Raw genomic sequence first — 23,076 nt, 5'->3', positions numbered from 1 at the left:
ACGGCCGCCTCCGTCCCGCGGATGTGCGTGCCCGGTCGCCGGGCCGCTCCGAGGGCAGGAAGAGCGGGGTATTCGTCATTGCGGACTCCGCGGCCGCCGCGAAGGATGGAACGCAGGGCGCCGGGGACCCTGGAGTCGCTCCGGCGGCAGGCGCCGGCCCCCCCCTCACCCGCCCCTTGAAAGGGAGACCGTGCAGATCGCGATTGTCCTCTTCGAACGCTTCACCGCACTGGACGCGGTTGGTCCGTACGAGATGCTCTGCCGCATTCCCGGCGCCCAGACGGTGTTCGTCGCCCAGCATCCCGGCCCGGTGCGCAACGACCGAGGCGACCTCGCACTCGTCGCGGCGGAGGCAGTCACGGACGTACCGGCCCCCGACATCGTCGTGGTGCCCGGCGGCCCGGGGCAGTCCGCCCAGATGGGGAACGAGGTGCTGCTCGACTGGCTGCGCACCGCCGACGCGACCAGCACGTGGACGACCTCGGTGTGCACGGGTTCGCTGCTGCTCGCGGCGGCCGGGCTCCTCGCGGGCCGCCGTGCCACCTCGCACTGGCTGGCGCTCGACGGCCTCGCCGCGTTCGGGGTCGTGCCGACCGGTGAACGGGTCGTGACCGACGGGAAGTTCATCACCGCGGCGGGAGTCTCCGCCGGGATCGACATGGGCCTCACCCTGGTCGGCAGGGTCGCCGGGGACGAACAGGCCCGGATGGTCCAGCTGGGGACCGAGTACGACCCTCAGCCGCCGTACGACGCGGGTTCACCCCGAAAAGCCCCCGCCGAACTGGTCGACAGGCTCCGCGCCGGGAGCCGCTTCATCCTTCAGTAGCCCCGTCACCTCTGGCTTTGCTCAAGGAAGGCTTGGCGCAGCCATGGCGCGGGGCATGCTGGGGGCAGTCGATACCAATGCCTGGCGTTCGGGGGAGAACATGCTGATGGTGCTTGTCCTGGTGGGTGTGGCCGTGTTGGGGCTGGTCATTCTGCGCACGCGGACGGTGAGAGGGGCCCGGCGAGGCCGCCGGAACGGCCCCGGCCGGCAGGCGGCCGCCCGTGGTTCTCAGGCCGGGTGGTCCAACAGGGCCGGCGGGGCCGGTGGCGGTTCTGCGGGCGACTCGTCCTCGTCCTGGTACGTCATGGGCACCGCGTACGACGGCTCGGGGGCCGGCTCCTCCTGCGGGAGCGGCTCGTCGTCCTGCGGCAACAACTCGTCTTCGTGCGGCAGCGGTTCTTCATCGTGCGGCAGCGGTTCGTCATCCTGTGGCGGCAGCTCGTCGTCGTGCGGCGGCAGCTCGTCGTCCTGTGGCAGCTCGTCGTCCTGAGACGGATATGAGACGACCCTGAGACGGCGGCTTCGTAAGCCGCGACAGAAGTGCACCGCAGTGAGTCCGCGGCCGTTCCGCCGAGGGGCGACGCGTCACGGCGAGCGGAAATTCCTTACCCCGGTCGGGCGAAAAGGCGCAGACTCCCCTCATGGCTGACATGGGGTCGTTCCGGGAAGCGGTCACCGCGTGGGCGGCCGGTGGCGTCGGCGACCCCGCACGCGCGCTGGCCGCGCGGCTGCCCGTCCGGGCGGCCGTCCTGCTCGAAGGGCCGAGCGACGTCGCGGCGGTCGACGCGCTGGCCGCGAGCCGGCACCGGGACCTGGCGGCCGAGGGAGTCTGTGTCCTGTCGATGGGCGGGGCGACGAGCGTGGGGCGCTTCGTCCGCCTCCTCGGGCCCACGGGCCTCGGCCTCCGCCTCACGGGACTGTGCGACGAGCGGGAGCGTCCCTACTACGCCCGCGCCCTGGGCGGGGCCGGTGCGGCCGGACAGCGGTTCTTCGTCTGCGCGGCCGACCTGGAAGACGAACTCATCCGCGCGCTGGGCCCGGAACGGGTGACGGAACTCGTGCGCGAGGAGGGCGACCGGCGCGCCCTGCCACCCTTCCTGCGTCAACCCGCACAGCAGGGCCGCACCGCGCAACAGCAGTTGCGGCGCTTCCTCGGCACCAAGAAGGACCGCAAGATCCATTACGGCCGTGTCCTCGTCGAGGCCCTCGACCCCGGCCGCGTCCCCGCCCCGCTCGACAGCCTGCTCGCCTGCCTGTGACCGCGTGCCCGCGGGCGAGGCCCGGCCGACGATGTCGACGCATCCTCGAGCGGGACGTGAGCGCCCTTTGAGGGGTGTACCGAAGGGTGACCTCATGTCGTGGCGCGGGGTGACCTGGGGAGGGCTCGGTGAGTGACGCGGACGCTGTCGGACCTGTCGTGCGAGTGGTACGCGGAGCGGCGGGCGAGGAGGAGCTGGCCGCGGTGGCCGTGGTCCTGGGCGCCCTGCTGGCCGGCCGGGGCGCGCAGGACGGCCTTGCCCGGCAGCCGCGCGTCGCGGACTGGCGGCCGGCGGGTGGACGGAGCGTCTTTCGGTCTCCGCACTCCTGGCAGTAGCCGCCGGGGATCCACCTCGTGAGCTGATGCCGGGCCGCTGACGGGTGCCCGGCGTCTGAAGGAGGGAAGAGCATCGTGACCGTGGTGAGGGACAGTGCGGGGGCGGATCCGGTGGACGGTTCCGGCACCGGCGTGGGAGCCGGCGGGATGACGGACGGCGCGGGAGCCCTGGCGGAGTTGCGGGCGCTGCGTGGACGGGCGGCGGCCGGTCCGGGTGAGGCGTCCTCGGCCGCGCAGCAGGCGAAGGGGAAGCTGACCGTCCGGGAGCGGCTGGACCTCCTGCTGGATCCGGGATCGTTCGAGGAGGTCGGACTGTTGCGGCGGCACCGGGCCACCGGATTCGGCCTGGAGAACAAGCGGCCGTACACGGACGGTGTGGTGACGGGCTGGGGGACGGTGGAAGGGCGCACGGTCTTCGTGTACGCCCATGACTTCCGGATCTTCGGAGGTGCGCTGGGGGAGACGCATGCCGCGAAGATCCACAAGATCATGGACATGGCGCTGGCCGCGGGGGCGCCCCTGGTGTCGTTGAACGACGGGGCGGGGGCCCGGATCCAGGAGGGCGTGTCCGCGCTCGCCGGGTACGGCGGGATCTTCCGGCGCAACGCCCGGGCGTCGGGGGTGATCCCGCAGATCTCGGTGATGCTGGGCCCGTGTGCGGGAGGAGCCGCCTACAGCCCCGCGCTGACGGATTTCGTGTTCATGGTGCGGGAGACGTCGCAGATGTTCATCACCGGACCCGACGTGGTCAGGGCGGTGACCGGCGAGGAGATCACGCAGAACGGTCTGGGCGGCGCGGACGTGCACGCCGAGACGTCGGGGGTGTGCCACTTCGCCTACGACGACGAGGCCACGTGCCTGGCGGAGGTGCGCTACCTGCTGTCGTTGCTGCCGGACAACAACCGGGGTTTCGCGCCCGGCGCGTCGTACGGGGACCCGGCGGGCCGGCGGACCCCGGCGCTGCGCGAGCTGGTGCCACAGGACGGCAGCCGGCCCTATGACATGGCACGGGTCATCGAGGAACTCGTCGACGACGGGGAGATGTTGCAGGTCCACGAGTGCTTCGCGCGCAACGTCATCTGTGCCCTGGCCCGGCTGGACGGGCAGGTGGTGGGGATCGTCGCCAATCAGCCGCTGGCGCTGGCGGGCGTCCTGGACAGTGCGGCCTCGGAGAAGGCGGCGCGGTTCGTGCAGATGTGCGACTCCTTCAACATCCCGCTGGTGACGCTGCTGGACGTACCGGGTTTCCTGCCCGGGGTGGACCAGGAGCACGGGGGGATCATCCGGCGCGGGGCGAAGCTGCTGTACGCGTACTGCACTGCGACGGTGCCCCGGATCTCGGTGGTGGTGCGCAAGGCGTACGGGGGTGCCTACATCGTGATGGACTCCCAGTCGATCGGTGCGGACCTGACGTTCGCGTGGCCGGGCAACGAGATCGCGGTGATGGGCGCGGAGGGGGCGGCGAACGTCATCTTCCGCCGGGAGATCGCCGCGGCCGACGATCCCGAAGCGACCCGGGCACGGCTGGTCAAGGAGTACCGCGCGGAGCTGATGCACCCCTACTACGCCGCGGAGCGGGGGCTGGTCGACGACGTGATCGACCCGGCCGAGACGCGGGAGGTGCTGATCCGCTCCCTCGCGATGCTGCGCAGCAAGCAGGCCGAGCTGCCGGCCCGCAAGCACGGCAACCCGCCTCAGTAGCAACGCGACGGGAACGGGCCGGCGGCGGTGTGCGGACCGCAACCGCCCCGCCCCCGCAGCGGCCCGAAACGCACCCGACCGGGACGCACCCGGTAGTCCTTCAGCAGGCGGCCGTGAAGCTGTCCAGGAGCAGCGGAGCGCCGGTACGGGCGGTGACGTCCTCGACGGTGACGCCGGGTGCGGTCTCGACGAGGGCGAGCCCGTCCTCGGTGACGTCCAGGACGGCCAGGTCGGTGATGACGCGGTGGACGCACCGCTCGCCGGTGAGGGGCAGCGTGCAGTCGGTGAGGATCTTGGGGCTGCCGTCCTTGGCGGTGTGCTCCATCAGGACGATGACGCGGCGGGCCCCGTGCACCAGGTCCATGGCACCGCCCATGCCCTTGACCATCTTGCCGGGGATCATCCAGTTGGCGAGGTCCCCGCGGGCGGAGACCTGCATGGCGCCAAGGACGGCGGTGTCGATGTGGCCGCCGCGGATCATGCCGAAGGACAGCGCCGAGTCGAAGAAGGAGGCGCCCGGCAGGACGGTGACCGTCTCCTTGCCCGCGTTGATCAGGTCGGCGTCGACCTCGTGCTCGCGCGGGTAGGGGCCGGTGCCCAGGATGCCGTTCTCGGAGTGCAGGACGACGTGGACGTCCGGCGGGACGTGACCGGGGATGAGGGTGGGCAGGCCGATGCCGAGGTTGACGTAGGAGCCGTCGCGGAGTTCGGCGGCGGCACGAGCGGCCATCTGGTCGCGGGTCCAGGCCATCAGTTGCCTACCGTCCTCTTCTCGATGGGTTTATCGGCGGCCTCTTCGGCGCTGAGTGCGACGACGCGCTGTACGTAGATGCCGGGCAGGTGGACCTCGTCCGGAGCGAGTACGCCCGGTTCGACGAGCTCCTCGACCTCGGCGACGGTGATCCGTCCGGCCATGGCCGCGAGGGGATTGAAGTTGGCGGCGGCGCGGCGGAAACAGAGGTTGCCGTGCCGGTCGCCCCGCCAGGCCCGCACGAGGGCGAAATCGGTGGTGATGCCGTGCTCCAGGACGTACGCGCGCCCCCCGAACTCCCGGGTCTCCTTGGGCGGGGAGGCGACGTCCACCGTCCCGTCGTCCGCGTATCGCCAGGGCAGCCCGCCCCCGGCGACCTGGGTCCCCACGCCCGCCGGGGTGTAGAAGGCCGGGATGCCCGCGCCGCCCGCGCGCAGCCGTTCGGCGAGCGTGCCCTGCGGAGTCAGCTCCACCTCCAGCTCGCCGCTGAGGTACTGGCGGGCGAACTCCTTGTTCTCACCCACGTAGGAGCCGGTGACGCGGGCGATGCGGCGGGCGGTGAGCAGGACTCCGAGGCCGCGGCCGTCCACGCCGCAGTTGTTGGACACGACCTCGAGCCCGGTCGCGCCCTGTGCGTACAGCGCGTCGATGAGGACGGCAGGTACGCCGGACAGGCCGAAGCCGCCGACGGCGAGCGACGCGCCGTCGGGTATGTCGGCGATCGCCTCGCAGGCGCTGCCGCGGACCTTGTTCACGTGCGGACGTTCCTTTCGGTGGTAGTGCGGGACCGGCTGCCGCCGGCGGCGAACCCGGTGCCGGCGAGCCGCTTCATCGGCCGTTTTGGGGGTCGCGGAGGGCGTCGGACAGGGACTTCACTCCGCCGTGCGCGGTCAGGCCGCCGTCCACGGGAATCTCGGCGCCAGTGATGAACGACGACTCGTCCGACAGCAGGAAGACCACGAGCGGGGCGACCTCGTCCACGGTGCCGGTGCGGCCGAGCGGGGTCTCGCGGAGGTTCGCCTCGCGGAACGCGGGGGCGGCGGAGGCGGTCATCGCGGTCTCGATGTAGCCGGGGTGAACGGTGTTGACCCGGATCCCGCGCGGTCCGAGTTCCATCGCGGCGGTCTTCGACAGGCCCCGCAGCCCCCACTTGCTCGCGGTGTACGCGACCGGGTAGTGGGCGGTGAGCGCGGCGGAGGAACCGACGTTGACGATCGAGGAGCCGGGCGGCATCAGCGGGCTCAGCTGCTGGATGCCGAGCAGCGGACCGGTGACGTTGACGGAGTGGACCCGCTCGAAGTCCTCGGCCCGGACGTCACCGAGACGCGCCCGCCAGGTGATGCCCGCGTTGTTCACCAGGCCGTGCACCTGCCCGTACGCGTCCTTCAACTCGGCTGCCAGCCGTGCCCATTGCGCCTCGCGGCTGACGTCCAGCCGGCGGCATCCCCGAGCCTCGTCGACGTCGGTGGCGATGACGCGGGCTCCCTCGCGGGTGAGGGCCGCCGCCTCGGCGGCTCCCTGCCCGCGGGCGGCCCCCGTCACCACGACGACCTTGCCCAGAAGCCTTTTGCGGTACGGGTCGTTCACGGGCGCTCCCGTGGGCGGCGCCGGCCGGCCGGCAGGGGCACCGGCGCCGGGCCGGGCACCACGGTGTTGGTGAGGGTGCCGATGCCCTCGACGGTGAGGGTCACGGTGTCGCCGGGCCTCAGCGGCGGCGGTTTCCGCTCGCCGAGCCGCCCCCACAGCTCGGCGAGGCAGCCGCCGTTGCCACAGGTGCCCGACCCGAGGACGTCACCCGGCATCACCCGGGTGCCGCGGGAGGCGTACGCGGTCATCTCCTCGAAGGTCCAGCTCATGTTGGAGAGCAGATCCTCACCCACGACCTCGCCGTTGACCTCGGCGGTCAGTGCCAGGCGCAGGAAGCCGTCGGCGTCCCGGTACGGCTCCAGCTCGTCGGCCGTGACCAGGTAGGGACCGAGCGTGGTGGCGGTGTCCTTCCCCTTGCACGGGCCGAGCCCCACCTTCATCTCCGCCGACTGCAGGTCGCGCGCGGACCAGTCGTTGAACACGGTGTAGCCGACGATGTGGTCGCGGGCCCGCTCGGGGGTCAGGTCGCGGCCCTCCCGGCCGATCACCGCGCCCACCTCCAGCTCGAAGTCCAGGACGGACGAGCCGGGCGGTATCGGGACCTCGTCGTGCGGACCGTTGACGGCATGCGGGTTGCCGAAGTAGAACGTCGGTGCCGCGTACCACTGTTCGGGGACGCCCGCGGCTCCGTCGACGGAGCGGCGTACCCCTTCGACGTGCTCCTCGAAGGTGACGAAGTCCCGCACCGACGCGGGCCGCAGCGGAGCCAGCAGCCGTACCTGGGAGACGTGCGGACCGGGCGGGACGTCGAGAGCTGCTCGGCCGGCGGAGAGCAGTCCGGGCAGGCCGGCGGTCTCCGTGATCAGCGCGGACAGCGAGGTGACGCCCGGCAGCGGATAGAGCGTGCCGTCGTCCTCCACGACGGCCACCCGCTCGCGGTGTCGGTGTTCGTAGGCGGCGAAACGCATGGCGGGGCTCCTGAAGGCGGTCGGGGCGCGTGCGGTGGCACCCGCGGTCGTGGGTGGAGGGGACGCGGCGGCGGCTGTCCGGGCGTGAACGCCCTGCCGCGTCCCCGGGGACGGGTGCGGGTCAGACCGGCGGCGCGACGAACACGCCGCGGTCGGGGTCGTTGAAGGACTCCTTGGCGATCAGTTCGTTCATGGGGTTGGCGGTGCCCCACTGGTCGGTGACCTCGGGCCGGGAGAAGTCGTAGACGTGCGGGTGCCAGGTGTCCTCGTCCAGGCACTCCAGCTCGGTGGTGTACTCGACGGTGTTGCCGTGCGGGTCGAGGAAGTACGTGAAGGTGTTGTCGCCGGCCATGTGCCGCCCGGGACCCCAGATCTTCCGGTGGCCCGCGCGCATCACCCGGCCGGAGCCGCGCATGTACTCGTCGATGCCGCGCATCTCGAAGGAGACGTGGTGCAGGGCGGTGTGCGGGCCCTGCGCGATGGCCATGGAGTGGTGCTGGTTGCTGATCCGCATGAAGTGCATGACCTCGCCCATGTGGGGCGAGCTGAGGGTGTCGGAGAGAGCGAAGCCGAGGTGGCGCTCGTACCACTCACGAGTGCGGTTCAGGTCGGGGGAGTTGAGGACGACGTGGGAGAGCTTGACCGGGATCGCCTCCTTCTCCTCGATCTTGCGGTGCCGGCGGACCTCGACGTCGGACGAGACCTCGATGGTGCGGCCGTCGACGTCGAAGAAGCGGAAGCCGTAACCGCCGCCGGGTGTGCCGACCTTCCCCGGCTGTGAGATCAGGCGCACGCCTCCGGCGAGGAGACGCTCGGCCAGCGCGTCCACGTCCGCCGCGCTCGCCGCGCCGTAGGAGACCAGGTCGAGACGCTTCTCCTCGGCCCTGCGCAGCCGTACGACGTACTGCTCGGGCGAGCCCTCGGCGGCCAGGAAGGAGATGCCGGAGTCCTCGGCGACCTTGGTCAGGCCCCAGACACCGGAGTAGAAGTCGAGCTGCTTGTCGTAGTCGGGCACGGCCAGGTCGACGTGCCGCAGATGAGTGAGCAGACGCATGACGGTCAGTCCTTCCGGAGGAGGGCGGCGGCGTTCCCACCGCGTACGGCGTCGAAGTCGGCGGGGGAGAGCCGGGCGGCGCGCAGGGCACCCAGCGGGTCCTCGGCGCCCATGTCGAAGGGGAAGTCCGAGCCGAGCAGGACCCGGTCCGCGCCCGCGACCCGCACCAGCTCCCGCAGCACGTGCGGGTCGTGGACGAGTGAGTCGAAGTACAGCCGCCTGAGGTAGCTGCTGGGCGGATGTGCGCAGCCCGCGCCCGCGTCGGAGCGGGCCGACCAGGCGTGGTCGGAGCGGCCGATGTGAGTGGGCAGGTAGCCCCCGCCGTGCGCCGCGACGAGCGTCAGGCCGGGGTGGCGGTCGAGCACGCCGGAGAAGATGAGATGCGAGAGCGCGACGGCGTTCTCGGTCGGCTGGCCGACCGTGTTCGACAGGTACCACTGGTCGAGGCGCTCGTCGAGCGTGCATCCGAAGGGGTGCAGGAAGACGAGCGCGCCGGTCTCCTCGGCCCGGGTCCAGAAGGGTTCGTAGGCGGGGTCGGAGAGTTCGTGTCCGGGGGCGTGGCTGGAGATCTCCACGCCCGCCAGACCCTGTCGCAGGGCGTGGTCCAGCGCGCTCACCGCAAGTCCCGGATGCTGGAGGGGCACGAGTCCGAGCCCGCGCAGCCGGTCGGGGGCAACCGAACAGTGCGCGGCCGTCGCCTCGTTGGCGATCCGGCACACCTTCGCGGCCGTCTCCTCGTCCGCCCAGTAGTGGTAGTGCGAGGGGGACGGGCTGACCAGTTGCACGTCCACGCCCTGTGCGTCCATCGCGGCCAGGCGCGCGGAGACGTCGGTCAGCCTGGGGAGGCGTTCGCGGACCATGGGGCCGCTGACGGCGAGGGCGGCGGCGCCGTTGCGCCGGGCGTCGAGTTCCCGCGCCTCGGCGTGCCCGGGCAGACCGGCGACCAGTGACTCGACCTCGGGCAGCAGGACGTGGGCGTGCACGTCCACGGTGGGCCCGGTCACGGCAGGTCCCTGAGCATCGTCATGGTGCGGGCCATCAGGCCGGGCACGTCGGCGTCGCGGGCCCCGTCGAGCTGCCACTGCCCGATCTGCACCGACGCCTCGACGACCGGCCGGACACGGGCGATCCGCCGCTCGTAGTAGGCCTGGAACAGAGCGTCGTCCCAGGTGTCGGAGCCGGTGAGGAGCTGGGCGAGGACCCAGGCGTCCTCCAGGGAGAGGGCGGCGCCCTGGGCGAGGGTGGGCGGGCAGCAGTGGGCCGCGTCACCGGCGAGGACGACCCGGCCGCGGTGCCAGGACCCCTCCACCAGCATCCGGTCGAACCAGGTGTAGTTGACCTTCGCCGGGTCGGTGATGTGCTCGGTGATCTCCGGCCAGAAGCCCCCGTAGTGGCGGGTGAGGCCGCGCATCTCGTCCGCGTACGACTCCGGCGCGATGGCGGCACGGTCGCGGTTGGCCTCGACGACGTACGCGTAAAGGGTGCTCTCGCTGGTGGGGCAGTAGCCCGCGATGTAGGCGGGGCCACCGTAGGCGAGATCGGTGCGGACGACGCCCGCAGGACGCGGGGCGGCGATGCGCCAGATGGCCATGCCGGTCGGCTCGGGCTTCGCGGTGACGCCGATCGCGGCGCGGGTGGCGGAGCCGAGCCCGTCTGCGGCGACGACCAGGTCGTAACGGCCCTGCGTACCGTCGCTGAGGCGGACGAGGACGCCGTCGGCGTCCTGGTCCAGGATTTGTGCGGTGGTACCCAGCCGGACCGTCGCGCCACTGGCGCGGACGGCCTCGATGAGGATCTGCTGGAGCTGCGGCCGCTGCATGCCGACCGTGGCGGGCAGGTCGTCGCCGCCGGTGCGCAGATCGTCCTGCACGTGCAGGACGGTGCCGTCCGGGGCGGTGATGCCCACCGAGCCGAAACCGAAGCCGGACGCCTCGATCCGCTCCCACACACCGAGTTGGCGCAGCACGCGCAGGGCGTTGCCCTGGAGGGTGATGCCGGAGCCGGCGGTGGCGTTCCAGTCGTCCCTGGCCTCGACCAGGTCCACCGTGAACCCGGCGCGGCGCAGCAGGACGGTCACGGCGTTGCCGGCCGCGCCGCCGCCGACGACAAGGACCTTTCGGGGTTGGGTCATGGGGAACTCCCTTGTTCCTCGCGCTACTTGACGGCGATCGGATTGACGGGCGAGCCGACCGCACCGGTGATGGGCAGGGGTGCGGCGGTGAGCGAGAACGTGTACACGCCGTCGGTGGCGCAGTCCTCGGCGAGGGCGTCCAGGTCCCACATCTCGCCGATGAGCAGGCCCAGATGAGGGATGGCGACCTGGTGCAGAGGCTGGAAGGCGTGCTCGAACTCGTTGGGCCGTACCTCGAATCCCCAGGTGTCGGTGGCGATCGCGGCGATCTCCGTGCGATGCAGCCAGCCGGCCGTGGTGAACGACAGGCCGGGCGCGGGCCCGCCCGCGTAGTCGCCCCAGCCGTCCCGTCGCGCCCGTGCGAGCTGCCCGGTGCGGACCAGCACGATGTCACCGCGCCTCACGCTGACGCCCTGCGTCTCGGCGGTCGCCGTCAGGTGCTCCTCGGTGATGGCGAAACCGTCGGGAAGTTCGCCACCGTCACCCGCGCCGAACGCGCGGCCGACGTCCAGCAGCACCCCGCGTCCGGCGACGTGCGCGGCCATGTGCTCGATGCCGGTGACCAGGTCGCCCTCGGAGGTGACGACCCGCTCGGCCGGCCGCCCGTTCCACGCCTTGCCGTGGTCGAAGATGTGCCCGAGCCCGTCCCACTGCGTGGAGCACTGCAGCGGCATGGCGATCACGTCGTCGGCGCCACCGATGCCGTGCGGGAAGCCCTGGTTGCCGAGGGCGGCGTCGGTGCCGGTGTCCAGCATGGTGTGCACCGGGTTGGTGCGCCGCCGCCAACCCTTCTGCGGGCCGTTCATGTCGAAGCGCTGGGAGAGGGAGAAGCTGACACCCCGCCGGACCAGGCGGGCGGCCTCGCGGCGTGCCGCCTCGTCGAGGAAGTTCAGGGTGCCGAGGACGTCGTCCTCGCCCCAGCGGCCCCAGTTGGAGTACGCCTCGGCGGCCCGGGCGATCGAGCCCTCGGGATCGGTGGGGTCCAGGGTCACCGTGCCGCCTCCGCCACACAGCGCGTGCGCTGGGCACCGAGCCCGGTGACCGAGGCGTCCATCACGTCACCGTCGCGCAGCAGCCGGCCCCAGTGCATGCCGTTGCCGGCCGGGCTGCCGGTGAGCACCAGGTCACCGGGCAGGAGACGGGCGCTCTGGGAGACGTAGGACACCACGCGGGCGACGTCGAAGATCATGTCCTTGGTGGACTCGTCCTGCATCGTCTCGCCGTTCAGCTTCAGCGTGAGCCGCAGGTCACCGGGGTCCGCTATGGAGCCGGCGGGCACGATCCACGGGCCGAGCGGAGTGAATCCGGGCGCGTTCTTGCTGCGCAGCCAGTCGGTGCCGATCTGCGGCATGTCCCGGCGGAAGACGGTCGCGCGGTCGGTGAGGTCGTTGGCGATGGTGTACCCGGCGACGTGGTCCAGGGCCTCCTCGACGGAGACACGGTGTGCGGGCCTGCCGATGACCGCCGCGACCTCCAGTTCCCAGTCGGGCTTCTCCGCCCAGGCGGGCAGCTCGACGTCGTCGTACGGGCCCGTGATCGCGCTCGGCAGGCCGATGAAGACGTACGGCAGGTCCTCGGCCGCCCGCCGGTCCATGATCTCCGCCGCCTCCGCGCGCCGCTCCTCCTCGGACCGGTCGTCGCCCGGCGTGCGGTGGGCGACATGGAGGTCGATCACGTGCTGCCGGTAGTTGGCCCCCGACTGGAAAACCTGGCGGGGTGCGACGGGAGCGTGCACCTGGAATTCTCCGAGCGGCCTGCGGGCGAGGCGGCTCTCACCGGCCAGGGACCGCAGCCGCGGCAGGACCGTCTCCCAGCGGTCCAGCAGGTCCCGAACCGTCAACTGCTGCTGTTCCAGGGCGACTCGCAGATCGAGCACCTGGGAGTCGGGGGTGACGAGCGCGGGAAAGACCGGCCCGCCCGGGTCCGACAGGGTGCCGAGGGCGAAGGGTCCGGCGAAGGGCGCGGACGCGGATCCAGGTTTCACAGACATGTCCTCCTGATTGCGGTGGGACTAATCTGGACCCGCCACCCGCAATCAGGGAAATCGATTCTGTGGATGCTTTCCATCCATAGCGTTTATTCCGCCCTGGTCGGCGCCGTACCGCAAGGGGAAGCCCCGTGAATCTGGCCCGTCTCGACCTCAACCTCGTCGTCGCCCTGCGCGCGCTCTTGGAGGAACGCAACGTCACCCGCGCCGGACAGCGCATCGGACTCAGCCAGCCCGCCATGAGCGCCGCCCTCGCCCGGCTGCGCCGGCACTTCGACGACGACCTGCTCGCCCGCGTCGGCGGCCACTACGAGCTCACCGCCCTCGGACAGGTCCTCCTCGACCGGACCTCCACCGCCTACGACGTCCTGGAGCGGCTGTTCGCCAGCCAGGCCGACTTCGACCCGGCCACCGAGAGCCGGGAGTTCCGGCTGGTCGCCTCCGACTACGCCGTCGCCGTGTTCGGTACCGAGCTGGCCCGCGTCGTGCACGAGGAGGCCCCCGGCATCCGGCTCCGCTTCACCCAGACTCCGCCCACCGTGGTCGACGACACCGCCACCCTGCTGAGCGCCACCGACGGGCTCTTCATGCCGCACGGCGTCATCAGCGACTTCCCGGCCACCGACCTGTACGACGACCGCTGGGTCTTCCTCGTCTCCGAGAACCATCCCAGCGTCGACGCCGAGCTCACCCGCCAGGACCTGGCCCGGCTGCCGTGGGTCACCTACCAGCGCACCTACGACGCTCCCGCGGTGCGCCAGCTCGGCATGCTCGGCATCGAGCCCCGCGTCGAGGTCTCCGTCGACAGCTTCCAGCTGCTGCCGCTGCTGGTGGCCGGGACCCGGCGCCTGGCCCTCGTCCAGGCGCGCCTCGCCCAACTCCTCGCACCCCTGGCGGCCGTACGCGTGGTGGAACCGCCCTACGAGGCGGTGCCCCTGCGAGAGGCCCTGTGGTGGCACCCGGTGCACACCCACGACGCGGCCCACATCTGGCTGCGCGAGACCGCGGCCCGGGTCGGCAGGCGGCTGGGGGAGGCGCCCGGGCCGCGCTAGCTGTACTGCTTTGAGAGGTACGGGGCGCGTCGGCGGGAGGTCGCGCCGGACCCACGGGGGGACATCGCTCCGTACGGCCGGCCGGAAGGCCGCGGGGTGCGACCCGGCGGAGGCCGCCCCGTGACGACCGGGGACATCCGGCCGCCCACCCCCCTCGCGCGGTATCCACGCCCTGGATCGAGACCATCCGGAACGTGAATCGCGCCAGGGGTGGGCAGGGCCTCGCGCGGAACGCATAGTCGAGGCACATCACGCGTCCGTACGCCGACGCCTTCCCGCCGAAGGACACCGTCCGCCCGCGACGCCCTCCGCCTCCCGCACCGCGCTCAGGAGTGCCGCCATGCCCGCATCCGCCGTCCCGCCCGCCCCCGCCGCAGCGGCTTCCCCGGCCGCGCCGGGCAGGCTGCCCGCCGTCCTGCTCATGACCGGCAGCTGCCTGCCCGTCCTCGGCGCGGTGCTGCTCGCGCCCGTACTGCCCCGCATGCAGGACCATTTCGCGGGCGTACCCGGCAGCGCGGCCCTGGTGCCGCTCGTCCTCACCGTGCCCGCCCTGTCACTCGCCCTGCTGGCTCCCTTCGCGGGCATCGTCGTCGACAGGCTCGGCCGCAAGCGGCTTCTCGTCGTGGCGACCGTCCTGTACACCCTGTTCGGCACCGTCCCGCTGTGGCTGGACTCGCTCTACGGCATCGTGCTCAGCCGGGTGCTGGTCGGCGTCGCGGAGGCCGCCGTCATGACCGCCTGCACCACGCTGATCGGCGACTACTACTCGGGCCGGGTCAGGAACCGCTACCTGGCCCTGCAGACCATGTGCGCGTCGGCGTCCGCCACCGTCTTCTTCGTCCTCGGGGGTGCCCTCGGCGCGGCGGGCTGGCGGACGCCCTTCTGGCTGTACGGCGTCGGGCTGCTGCTCGCGCCGGTCATGGCCCGCGCGTTGCCGAAGGCCGCGCCCTCGCACGCCGCCGAGGCCGGAGAGGCGGTGTCCGGATCCGGGCCCTTCCCGCTGCGTCGCATGGCCGGCATCTGCCTGCTGACCGTGTTCGGCGCCGTCGTCTTCTACACCGTGCCCGTCGAGATGTCGTACCTCCTCGACGATCTGGACGTGACCTCCACAGGGGTCATCGGCGCGGTCACGGCGATCGCGAGTGCCGCCACCGTGGCCGGCTCCGTCGCCTTCACCCGGTTCACCGACAGCCCGCGCCGGCGCCTGCCCGCTCTCCTCCTGCTGTGTGCCACCGGATTCCTCCTCATGGGAACCGCCGACAGCCTGCCGCTGCTGATCGCGGGAGCAGTGGTGAACTGCGTCGGCACGGGGCTGCTCCTGCCGTCGCTGCTGACGCTGGCGATGGCCCGGCTCGACTTCGCCGACCGGGGGCGCGGCACCGGTCTGTGGACGTCGGCATTCTTCTTCGGCGAGTTCGTCTGCCCCCTGGTGCTGCTCGGCGGCAAGCAGGCCCTGGGCAATCTCGCCGCGGCCGTCGGACTGCTCGGCGTCGCCACCCTGCTGGTCGCGGCCGTGCTGGTGCCCCTCACCCGCCGTGCCCCGCAGGTGCTGCCCCGCCGTGCCCCCGAACAGCTCTGACCGGGCCCTGTCACCGCGCCGGCGTCCCCAGGGTCGACCGGCGCACGACCAGCCACCCCCGACGAGACCCGCATGCCCTCGGCCGTCTCAACCGCGTACGGACTCAACGCGCACACCCCCCACCGCAAGGCGGCCTTGGCGTTCATCGACCACCTGGGCTCGGAACGCGGCCAGAACCAGTACAACCGCTCCGGTGCCACCCTCCCGGCACTCCCCAACGACTCGTTTCACACCGACCCCGCCGTCACGGAGGTGGAAAGACGGCAGAAGGACGGCACGACCGTACCCTTCATGGACCAGCGGTGGCCCAACTCGGCCGTACAGCAGACCCACTTCGCGCAGATACGCCGCCTCTTCGAGGGCACCACGGACATCGCCGGCGCCCTGGCCGCCATGGACTGGGCCTACCGGGAGGAACGGTAGGGACACCCCGTCGGGACGGCTCGCCATGAACACACCCCACCGCGAATCGGTGCTCTCCAGGGCGGCTCGCATCCTCGAGGCGTTCAGCCAGGACGAACCCGCGCTGACCGTCTCCGACATCGCGCGCCGCACCGGTCTGCACGTGGCCACCGCCTCCCGGTTCGTGGCCGAGCTGGTGGCGCACGGATTTCTCAGCAGGGACGGCGACCGCAGGGTCCGGATCGGCGTCCGGCTGTGGGAACTGGTGACGCGGGCTTCACCCACGCTGTCGCTGCGCGATGCCGCCATGCCCTTCATAGAGGGTGTGCACGACGTCGTGGGTCACCATGGGGGCATCGTCATCACCCCACTGCTGCCGATGATCGACGCGGCTGAACTGATGCACGCCGACTTGGACGTTGCTGTACGGCGGCCGCAGCAGGGCCTCGATGGCGTTCAGCGACCCGCTGTCCGCGGCGTACGGGGACCGCGTGCACAGATGACCCTCACCGACGGCACCGAGCTGTCACCGGCCCTCGGTATCGGCGCCTTCGCCGAGAAGACACTCGTCGCCGCCGGGCAGTGCACGGGGATCGACCCGGCCGCGTCACCCGCCGCGGCCGGTCTGCTCGGCTGCGGGGTGATGGCGGGCATCGGGGCGGCCGTCAACACCGGGGGAGTGGGCCGCGGTGACACCGTGGCCGTGATCGGCTGCGGAGGCGTCGGGGACGCCGCCGTGGCCGGTGCCCGGCTGGCCGGCGCCGCGAAGATCATCGCCGTGGACATCGACGACCGCAAACTGGCGACCGCGCTGGCGATGGGCGCCACGCACGCCGTCAACTCCCGCGAGAACGACCCGGTCACCGCGATCCGTGACCTGACCGGCGGTTTCGGCGCCGACGTCGTCATCGACGCCGTCGGCAGGCCGGAGACGTACCGGCAGGCGTTCTACGCCCGAGACCTGGCCGGCACCGTCGTCCTCGTCGGCGTCCCCACCCCGGACATGCGGCTGGAACTGCCGTTGCAGGACGTCTTCGGCCGCGGCGGAGCGCTCAAGTCCTCCTGGTACGGAGACTGCCTTCCGTCCCGGGACTTTCCCCTGCTCGTCGACCTCTACCTCCAAGGCCGCCTCGACCTCGACGCCTTCGTCAGCGAAACCATCCTCCTCGACGAGGTCGAGGACGCCTTCGCCCGCATGCGCAAGGGTGAGGTCCTGCGTTCGGTGGTCGTTCTCGGTTGAGCGCCCCTCACCGGTCTCGTGAGCGCCGAGTGGGGCCCAGGGGGACGGATCGCGGCCCGGCCCCCAGGGCCGGGCCACCCCCGTACGTTTTCGCCACCGTGCTGCTCCGGGCGTACCGGCGGGTCCTTGTGGTCGACCCGGATGTCCAGGAGGTCAACTCCTGGGAGCGTCCGCCCTCTCGGTCGGAGGCGTCACTTCTCCTCGCCGGTGATGTTCCAGCGCGCGAGGTCCCGCAGCCACGCGTCCGCCGTGCCATCGGACGGGGCGCGCCAGTCGCCCCGCGGGGAGAGGGAACCGCCGGCCGAGACCTTCGGCCCGTTCGGCATGGCCGACCGCTTGAACTGCGCGAATCCGAAGAAGCGGCGGCAGAACACCTCCAGCCAGCGCCAGATCTCCGGCAGGTCGTACTCGCCCCGCTTCGGCAGGGGGAAGTGGGGCGGCCAGGCACCCGCCTCCTTGTCGTGCCAGGCGTGCCAGGCGAGGAAGGCGATCTTCGACGGCCGGAACCCGTACCGCAGCACGTGGAAGAGGGTGAAGTCGTGCAGCGCGTACGGTCCGATCTTGGACTCCGTGGACTGGAGTTCCTCGCCGGGCACGAGTTCCGGACTGATCTCCGTGTCGAGGATCGCCGCCAGGGTCTTCCCGGTCTCCTCGTCGAACTGCTCACTGCCGATGACCCAGCGGATCAGGTGCTGGATGAACGTCTTCGGCACGCCGGAGTTGACGTTGTAGTGGCTCATCTGGTCGCCGACGCCGTACGTGCACCAGCCGAGGGCCAGCTCGGACAGGTCACCGGTGCCGAGCACGATGCCCCCGCGCTGGTTGGCCAGCCGGAACAGGTAGTCGGTGCGCAGCCCGGCCTGCACGTTCTCGAAGGTGATGTCGTACAGCGGCTCGCCGGACGAGAACGGGTGCCCGAGTTCCTTGAGCATGAGGCGGGCGGTCGGAGTGATGTCGAGTTCGGCCGCGGTGATGCCGAGCGAGCGCATCAGTTTGTGCGCGTTGTCCTTGGTGTGGTCGCCGGTCGCGAAGCCGGGCAGCGTGAAGCCGAGGATGTCGCTGCGCGGGCGGCCGGCGCGGTCCATCGCCCGGGCGGCGACGATCAGTGCGTGCGTGGAGTCCAGGCCGCCGGACACGCCGATCACGACCTTGGGACCGCCGATCGACGCCAGCCGCTGCTGGAGGCCGGCCACCTGGATGTTGTACGCCTCGTAGCAGTCCTGGGCGAGACGGTCCGCGTCGGCCGGCACGAAGGGGAACCGCTCGACCCGGCGCTTGAGGCCGAGGTCCGCCGTGGGCGGGTCGAGCCGGAACTCCACCTGCCGGAAGCTCGCGGTGCGCGAGGCGTGGGCACGGCGGTTGTCGTCGAAGGTGCCCATCCGCTGACGCTCCTGCCGCAGCAGGTCGAGGTCCACGTCGGCCACGGCGTACCGGTCGTCCTGCGGGAAGCGTTCGGTCTCGGCCAGCAGGACGCCGTTCTCGTAGATCATGGTCTGGCCGTCCCACGACAGGTCGGTCGTGGACTCACCGAGTCCCGCCGCCGCGTAGACGTAGGCGGCGAGACAGCGCGAGGAGGCGGAGCGGCACAGCAGTTTCCGGTCCTCGGCCCGGCCGACCGTGATCGGGCTGCCGGAGAGGTTGGCGAGGACGGTCGCACCGGCGAGTGCGGCCTCGGCGCTCGGCGGCACCGGCACCCACATGTCCTCGCAGATCTCCGCGTGCAGCACCAGCCCGGGCACGTCCTGCGCCGCGAAGAGCAGATCGACGCCGAACGGCACGGCCGCGCCGCCGATCCGGATCGTGCCGCCGCGCTCGTCGTCCCCCGCGGCGATCTGCCGCCGCTCGTAGAACTCGCGGTAGTTCGGCACGTAGGACTTGGGTGCGATGCCGAGGATGCGGCCGCGGTGCACGACCACCGCGCAGTTGTAGACACGATGGCGGTGGCGGAGCGGGGCGCCGACGACGAGCACCGTCATCAGGTCCGCGGTACCGGCCACCAGGGTCTGGAGTGCCTGCTCGACCTCGTCGAGGAGCGTGTCCTGCAGCAGGAGGTCCTCGATCGAGTAGCCGGACAGGCAGAGTTCCGGGAAGACCGCGACGGCGACTCCCTCCTCCGCACACCGGCGCCCCTGCCGCAACACGGCCTCCGCGTTGGCAGGCGGGTCGGCGATGGCGGCATGGCCGGTGCACGCGGCGATCCGCGCGAATCCGTGCTGATAGATCGACCAGAAGTTCATCGAGACTCCGCATCCGTCCAGTGCCCGCGTTCCGGGCCGGTGGTGCGCGTACCCGGAACGCCCATGATCACAGATTAGAGGGTGGTCCGTACTGCGACGGAAGGGACGTCCGGGCGTGGCCGCTGCCGCGGCGCCCCGCCCGCACCGCGGCGCCGCCTGCCCCTCCGCGGTCCGAGGGCCCTGCGGCAGCTCTGCCCGCACGCCCACGAGCTCCGTGGGGGCCCGCCGCCCGGGGTGAGGCGCCGCGAAACCACTGGGAAGGGGTGTGCCTGTGCAGGAAGCCGAAACACGGTCGTGTGAAAGCACGCGGGCCGGGCAGGAGCCCTGAATGGTTCATCTCGCGCAGTTGTTGCAGCAGACCATGCGGCGCCGCCGTCTCACGGCTCAGGCCCTCGCGGAGCGGACCGGCATCCGCACGCCGCGGATCAAGGTCCTGGCCGAGGACGGTACGGCCGGGCCCATCCAGCCGACGGAGGAAGAGCTCGCGGAACTCGCTGCGGCGCTGGAGCTGCCGCTGCCCCAGGTGCTGGAGGCCGCCCGAGCCCCCGCCGCAGCTCCGGCCTGACCAAGGGCCGGTCGTTCGGATCATGCCGGAGGGCTGCCACCGCCCGGCGTCGCACCATCGGCAGCCGGTCTCAGCCCGGCTGGGCGGACCTCAGCGCCGCGAGCAGCATACGAGCGTCCCGGACCGTGGGATGGCCGTCACCGAGACGTACGGCGACCTCGTCCACGACGCGTTCGGCGTAGGCCGTTCCGCTTGTCCCGTCGTAGCCGAGCATGGCGTGGGAGACCTTGAGGCGCAGGGCCAGGGGGTGGTCCTCGCCGAGCCGGAGGCGTGCCTCCGCGGCGAAGGCGCCGCATTCCCGGCGTACCTGGTCGGTCGACTTCGAGCCGCCTTCGCGTTCCCAGGCGAGGACTTGGGCTTCGAGGTCCCGGGCCGCGGTGTCGGGGGTGCGGGCCTCGGGTGGTGTGTCACCGGTGCCGCCGCCCGTCGCCGGCCGTGCGGCGACCGTGGTGTCGTCCGGCCCCTCGAGCCGAGTGCGGACGACCGTCTCGAAGCGGCGGGTGGCAGGGAGAGCGGCATGCTCGCGGATGAGGGTCGTTGCCTCGGCGGGCAGGGGCGGCGGGGCGCACCGTTCCGCCTCCGGTCCGAGGGATGCGTCCGCAGGTCCGGCCGCGAGGGCCGCGGCGACCTCGGCCGGTGTCGGCCTCCGGGTCGGATCGGCCTGCAGGCACGACCGCACCACCTGCTCCAGTTCGGCGGGCAGACCCTCCAGGTCGGGCGTGCCGTCGCAGATGTTGCTCATCACGGCGAGGACCTTCCTGCCCCAGGGGAGGCGCCCCAGGGCGAGGCGGGCGAGGAGCGTGCCGAGGGAGAACACGTCGCTGGCCGGGGTGAACTGCTGGTGCTCCCGGATCTGTTCCGGCGAGGCGTAGGCGTACGTTCCGGCAAACCCGCTCCGGGGCTCGGTCAGCCGCTCGATCTGTGCGACACCGAAGTCGATGACGCGGGGGCCGTCCTCGGTCAGCAGCACGTTCGCGGGTTTGAGGTCAAGATGCACGATGCCCTCGGCGTGAATGGCACTGAGCGCGGAGGCGATGCCCGCACCGATGCCGCGGACGGTGGCGGTATCCAGGGCGCCGCACCGCTCGGCCACCTCCTGCAGCGACGGCGCGGCCACGAACGGCACGGCCATCCAGGGGGTCTCGCCGCTGGTGTCGGCGGCGATCACGGGCACGGTGAACCGGCCGCTGACCCGCCGGGCCGCCTGCACCTCGTGCGTGAACCCATCCCGGATCGAGGTGTCGGCCGCGTACCGCGCGTGCAGGGTCTTGACCGCCACCATGACGCCGTCCGGATCCTGGCAGAGGTAGACGCGACCGAACCCGCCCTCCCCGACGCGCTCCAGGACCTCGTAGGGACCGAAGGCCGCCGGATCCCGCATCGTCCGCGCGGACGTCGCCCGTGCCACCTGCCGCCACTCTCCCAGGGCCTCGGCTTCGGCATGGACGTCGGTGGGACCACCCCGGGCACGCGCGGGGGCGGGTTCCGGCTCCGCCGGCTCGTCGTCCACTACGACGAGCGACACCGAATGGGGCGTGCCGTCCCGGAAGGAGTAGGCCTGCACGTTGACATTGCCGGCGCCCTCACTGGAGACGTAGACGCCGAGCAGCCCCAGCCGCTCGCACAGAGCGACCTCCTCGGGTATCGGCCGGCGGTCCGCACGGGCGAAGTAGATGGCGCGGGCCTCGCACCCCTGGTCGGCCACATGCTGGATCACGGTGCGCCACTGCGCGACGCTGACCCGGTGCGGTCGCGTGTCATCGGTATCACCCCTGACCGGGAAGACCCGGGCGACATGCCGGGCGCGGGCTTCGCGTGCCAGCAGGCCGAAGGCCCTGGCGGGTGCCGCCTCCACCTGCCTGGCGAGCAGGGTTCCCACCATGTCGCCGATGTGCATTTCCGTCGTCCCGGCTGCCCGGGCGAGTCCGTCGCGTTGCTGGGACAGCGTGTCGTACTCGGGTGAGCCCGGGCCCTCTCCCCGTAGCTCCATGCACGCCAGAACTTTCCCGAAGCAGACAACGGCTTCGGCCAGGCCTTCCGGGTCATCCGTCTGCATGGCCGCCTTCGTCTGCGACACCAGCGCGCCGAGCGTCCGGTCACTGCCGGCGCCGTACAACGCCTCACATTTCTCCGCTATGTGACCGTACATGCGGGCGGCTCTCCGCAGGTCACCGCTCCGCTCGATCTCCGCGGCCGCTGCGACGAGCCCCTCCAGGCCGTCGTGCCCCCGCTCATGACCGAAGGGCAGCCCGCCGGCGAGTTCGGCATAACGCTGTCGGGCGATACCGGTGAGCCGGTGCTGTGAACCGAGCTCGCCCTCGGCGGTCTTCAGCATCCGGGTGAAGGTGCGCAGCGCAGCCGCGTTGTCGCCGGCCTGCTGCTGCCAGTGGCCCATGTCGCAGAGCAGGCTGAGCGCGGCTTCGGTACGGTCCTCCTGCTCGGCCGAGCGGTGCATCTCCTCGTAACGGCGTACGGCTTCCTCGGGCCGCCCCGCCCGGCCGTGCCAGTGGGCGAGCTGGTGGCGGGCCAGGCCGGTGTCCTCATGCCGGGGCCCCTGGAGCCGCTCGCGGTCGGAGACGAGCTGCGCGAACAACTGCACCGCGCCCTCTGGGTCGCCCGACTCTCCTGTCCAGTGGGCGAGTTGGTGCCGCAGGGCCAGGGTGGCAGGGGCGTCGGGCCCGGGCGCGGCCGTCGCCCCAACGACCAGTTCGCGGTACCGCTTCACCGCCTTGCCGGGCCTGCCCTGCCGACCGTCCCGCTCGGCCGAGGCACTGCCCTCCCGCAGCCTGGCGAGGACCTCGGCGGCCGGCTCACCGGACGCCGGTGTGCCGTTCTGTCGCTTGCCGATCCAACGCATACAGATCCCCCGGAGCTGTCGATCGGCCGACATCCCGCCCTGCCGGCAGACCGGATGAAGAGCCCGTACACGGCAAAGTACCGTTCCCGCAGGTCCACGTGCACCAGGCGCGGCAGATGCGTTGTGCGTGCCGGGCCCCACGGGCGCGCGAGGCGGACCTTGATACAAAAGCCGTGCCGGCACATCCGCCAGGCCCGGGACGGCGTACTCACCATTAATCGCTTTGCCTACATCGTGGGCGGTCGAAACCCTTCCGTGAACGGAAGGGCCCATGCAGTGCGCCTCCATGCGACCGCGCACACGGTGAAAGCGTGACCGAAAACCGGAATCGCTTGCGCACCGACACCGAGCGCCCGTGCACGCCGTTGCCGCGGCGGTCGGACTACTCGCGTCGCCCATCACTCCGCCCGGCAGGTAAACGGGAACCGGTGTCGCCTCGACCGCCACACCCCGCAGCTGGTGGTGGGCCGCGACAGCGGCCCGGCCGACCCCACCACATCCGGCGGAGCGAAGACGACAGCCCAGCTAGTGCTGCCCCGCGGAAG

Annotated in this window: 21 protein-coding genes; 10 read left to right on the top strand and 11 right to left on the bottom strand. The window is 71.8% G+C overall.

Features of this window, described 5'->3' with window-relative positions:
* The first annotated feature begins 190 nt into the window (after positions 1-190).
* The 5 genes from ACFYP4_RS08900 (at position 191) to ACFYP4_RS08880 (ending at position 4,121) form a co-directional block, all read left to right on the top strand.
* Positions 191-826, top strand: coding sequence for a DJ-1/PfpI family protein (locus ACFYP4_RS08900; RefSeq protein WP_358852387.1), 636 nt, complete (start codon positions 191-193; stop codon positions 824-826).
* A gap of 237 nt (positions 827-1,063) precedes the next feature.
* Positions 1,064-1,327 carry a hypothetical protein gene (locus tag ACFYP4_RS08895; protein ID WP_358852386.1) on the top strand — a complete coding sequence of 88 codons (264 nt, stop codon included), beginning with the start codon at positions 1,064-1,066 and terminating at the stop codon, positions 1,325-1,327.
* A gap of 140 nt (positions 1,328-1,467) precedes the next feature.
* Positions 1,468-2,085 (top strand): TOPRIM nucleotidyl transferase/hydrolase domain-containing protein, encoded by a 618-nt coding sequence (locus ACFYP4_RS08890; RefSeq protein ID WP_388784090.1) that lies wholly within the window; start codon positions 1,468-1,470, stop codon positions 2,083-2,085.
* A 128-nt stretch (positions 2,086-2,213) separates the two neighbouring features.
* Positions 2,214-2,420 (top strand): acyl-CoA carboxylase epsilon subunit, encoded by a 207-nt coding sequence (locus ACFYP4_RS08885; RefSeq protein ID WP_358852384.1) that lies wholly within the window; start codon positions 2,214-2,216, stop codon positions 2,418-2,420.
* A 147-nt stretch (positions 2,421-2,567) separates the two neighbouring features.
* The gene (locus ACFYP4_RS08880) at positions 2,568-4,121 is read left to right on the top strand and encodes an acyl-CoA carboxylase subunit beta (protein ID WP_388785038.1); all 1,554 of its coding nucleotides are present in this window, start codon (positions 2,568-2,570) and stop codon (positions 4,119-4,121) included.
* A 100-nt stretch (positions 4,122-4,221) separates the two neighbouring features.
* Here ACFYP4_RS08880 and ACFYP4_RS08875 read toward each other — a convergent pair whose 3' ends face one another.
* The 9 genes from ACFYP4_RS08875 to ACFYP4_RS08835 form a co-directional block, all read right to left on the bottom strand.
* Positions 4,222-4,872: a CoA transferase subunit B gene (locus ACFYP4_RS08875; RefSeq protein WP_358852383.1), complete on the bottom strand. Its 651-nt coding sequence runs from the start codon at positions 4,870-4,872 to the stop codon at positions 4,222-4,224.
* The gene (locus ACFYP4_RS08870; protein ID WP_388784086.1) at positions 4,872-5,627 is read right to left on the bottom strand and encodes a CoA transferase subunit A; all 756 of its coding nucleotides are present in this window, start codon (positions 5,625-5,627) and stop codon (positions 4,872-4,874) included. The genes ACFYP4_RS08875 and ACFYP4_RS08870 overlap by 1 nt, the downstream gene beginning before the upstream one ends.
* Positions 5,628-5,700: 73 nt before the next feature.
* Positions 5,701-6,459, bottom strand: coding sequence for an SDR family NAD(P)-dependent oxidoreductase (locus ACFYP4_RS08865; RefSeq protein WP_388784082.1), 759 nt, complete (start codon positions 6,457-6,459; stop codon positions 5,701-5,703).
* Positions 6,456-7,427 (bottom strand): fumarylacetoacetate hydrolase family protein, encoded by a 972-nt coding sequence (locus tag ACFYP4_RS08860; protein WP_388784079.1) that lies wholly within the window; start codon positions 7,425-7,427, stop codon positions 6,456-6,458. The genes ACFYP4_RS08865 and ACFYP4_RS08860 overlap by 4 nt, the downstream gene beginning before the upstream one ends.
* A 121-nt stretch (positions 7,428-7,548) precedes the next feature.
* Complete coding sequence (locus ACFYP4_RS08855; protein WP_388784076.1) at positions 7,549-8,481, bottom strand: VOC family protein; 933 nt, start codon at positions 8,479-8,481, stop codon at positions 7,549-7,551.
* Between the two features lie 5 nt (positions 8,482-8,486).
* Positions 8,487-9,485 carry an amidohydrolase family protein gene (locus tag ACFYP4_RS08850; protein WP_388784073.1) on the bottom strand — a complete coding sequence of 333 codons (999 nt, stop codon included), beginning with the start codon at positions 9,483-9,485 and terminating at the stop codon, positions 8,487-8,489.
* Positions 9,482-10,612 carry an FAD-dependent oxidoreductase gene (locus tag ACFYP4_RS08845; protein WP_388784070.1) on the bottom strand — a complete coding sequence of 377 codons (1,131 nt, stop codon included), beginning with the start codon at positions 10,610-10,612 and terminating at the stop codon, positions 9,482-9,484. Before ACFYP4_RS08845 ends, ACFYP4_RS08850 begins: the two co-directional genes overlap by 4 nt.
* Positions 10,613-10,635: 23 nt before the next feature.
* Positions 10,636-11,604, bottom strand: coding sequence for a cyclase family protein (locus ACFYP4_RS08840; protein WP_358852376.1), 969 nt, complete (start codon positions 11,602-11,604; stop codon positions 10,636-10,638).
* On the bottom strand, positions 11,601-12,602 hold the full coding sequence (locus ACFYP4_RS08835) for a fumarylacetoacetate hydrolase family protein (protein WP_358852375.1): 1,002 nt from the start codon (positions 12,600-12,602) through the stop codon (positions 11,601-11,603). The genes ACFYP4_RS08840 and ACFYP4_RS08835 overlap by 4 nt, the downstream gene beginning before the upstream one ends.
* A gap of 128 nt (positions 12,603-12,730) precedes the next feature.
* On the opposite strand from ACFYP4_RS08835, the gene ACFYP4_RS08830 reads away from it, so the two are divergent.
* The 4 genes from ACFYP4_RS08830 to ACFYP4_RS08815 all read left to right on the top strand — a co-directional run bounded on the left by ACFYP4_RS08830 (position 12,731) and on the right by ACFYP4_RS08815 (position 16,872).
* A complete protein-coding gene (locus tag ACFYP4_RS08830) occupies positions 12,731-13,651 on the top strand; it encodes a LysR family transcriptional regulator (RefSeq protein WP_358852374.1) in 921 nt (306 codons plus the stop codon).
* Between the two features lie 340 nt (positions 13,652-13,991).
* On the top strand, positions 13,992-15,230 hold the full coding sequence (locus ACFYP4_RS08825) for an MFS transporter (RefSeq protein ID WP_388784065.1): 1,239 nt from the start codon (positions 13,992-13,994) through the stop codon (positions 15,228-15,230).
* 72 nt (positions 15,231-15,302) lie between these two features.
* Complete coding sequence (locus ACFYP4_RS08820) at positions 15,303-15,653, top strand: hypothetical protein (protein ID WP_358852372.1); 351 nt, start codon at positions 15,303-15,305, stop codon at positions 15,651-15,653.
* 25 nt (positions 15,654-15,678) lie between these two features.
* Entirely contained in the window at positions 15,679-16,872 is a 1,194-nt protein-coding gene (locus ACFYP4_RS08815) for a zinc-binding dehydrogenase (protein ID WP_388784062.1), read from the top strand.
* A gap of 191 nt (positions 16,873-17,063) precedes the next feature.
* Here ACFYP4_RS08815 and ACFYP4_RS08810 read toward each other — a convergent pair whose 3' ends face one another.
* Complete coding sequence (locus ACFYP4_RS08810) at positions 17,064-19,109, bottom strand: NAD(+) synthase (protein ID WP_388784059.1); 2,046 nt, start codon at positions 19,107-19,109, stop codon at positions 17,064-17,066.
* A 328-nt stretch (positions 19,110-19,437) separates the two neighbouring features.
* Between ACFYP4_RS08810 and ACFYP4_RS08805 the strand changes: the two genes are divergently transcribed.
* Complete coding sequence (locus ACFYP4_RS08805) at positions 19,438-19,674, top strand: XRE family transcriptional regulator (protein WP_388784056.1); 237 nt, start codon at positions 19,438-19,440, stop codon at positions 19,672-19,674.
* Positions 19,675-19,744: 70 nt separating this feature from the next.
* Here the strand turns inward: ACFYP4_RS08805 and ACFYP4_RS08800 are convergent, their stop codons facing one another.
* Positions 19,745-22,531 (bottom strand): protein kinase, encoded by a 2,787-nt coding sequence (locus tag ACFYP4_RS08800; protein ID WP_388784054.1) that lies wholly within the window; start codon positions 22,529-22,531, stop codon positions 19,745-19,747.
* Positions 22,532-23,076: the final 545 nt, after the last annotated feature.

The organism is Streptomyces sp. NPDC005551, assembly GCF_042871785.1.
Taxonomy (GTDB): Bacteria; Actinomycetota; Actinomycetes; order Streptomycetales; family Streptomycetaceae; genus Streptomyces.
The sequence above is the reverse complement of the archived record's forward strand: the minus strand, read 5'-3'. Positions and strand labels throughout refer to the sequence as shown.

Excerpts from the sequence above, each read along its gene's own strand:
- ACFYP4_RS08855 (WP_388784076.1), bottom strand. The coding sequence starts at position 8,481 with ATGCGTCTGCTCACTCATCTGCGGCACGTCGACCTGGCCGTGCCCGAC.
- ACFYP4_RS08810 (WP_388784059.1), bottom strand. The coding sequence starts at position 19,109 with ATGAACTTCTGGTCGATCTATCAGCACGGATTCGCGCGGATCGCCGCG.
- ACFYP4_RS08875 (WP_358852383.1), bottom strand. The coding sequence starts at position 4,872 with ATGGCCTGGACCCGCGACCAGATGGCCGCTCGTGCCGCCGCCGAACTC.
- ACFYP4_RS08800 (WP_388784054.1), bottom strand. The coding sequence starts at position 22,531 with ATGCGTTGGATCGGCAAGCGACAGAACGGCACACCGGCGTCCGGTGAG.
- ACFYP4_RS08835 (WP_358852375.1), bottom strand. The coding sequence starts at position 12,602 with ATGTCTGTGAAACCTGGATCCGCGTCCGCGCCCTTCGCCGGACCCTTC.
- ACFYP4_RS08825 (WP_388784065.1), top strand. The coding sequence starts at position 13,992 with ATGCCCGCATCCGCCGTCCCGCCCGCCCCCGCCGCAGCGGCTTCCCCG.
- ACFYP4_RS08845 (WP_388784070.1), bottom strand. The coding sequence starts at position 10,612 with ATGACCCAACCCCGAAAGGTCCTTGTCGTCGGCGGCGGCGCGGCCGGC.
- ACFYP4_RS08880 (WP_388785038.1), top strand. The coding sequence starts at position 2,568 with ATGACGGACGGCGCGGGAGCCCTGGCGGAGTTGCGGGCGCTGCGTGGA.
- ACFYP4_RS08820 (WP_358852372.1), top strand. The coding sequence starts at position 15,303 with ATGCCCTCGGCCGTCTCAACCGCGTACGGACTCAACGCGCACACCCCC.
- ACFYP4_RS08805 (WP_388784056.1), top strand. The coding sequence starts at position 19,438 with ATGGTTCATCTCGCGCAGTTGTTGCAGCAGACCATGCGGCGCCGCCGT.
- ACFYP4_RS08890 (WP_388784090.1), top strand. The coding sequence starts at position 1,468 with ATGGCTGACATGGGGTCGTTCCGGGAAGCGGTCACCGCGTGGGCGGCC.
- ACFYP4_RS08860 (WP_388784079.1), bottom strand. The coding sequence starts at position 7,427 with ATGCGTTTCGCCGCCTACGAACACCGACACCGCGAGCGGGTGGCCGTC.
- ACFYP4_RS08815 (WP_388784062.1), top strand. The coding sequence starts at position 15,679 with ATGAACACACCCCACCGCGAATCGGTGCTCTCCAGGGCGGCTCGCATC.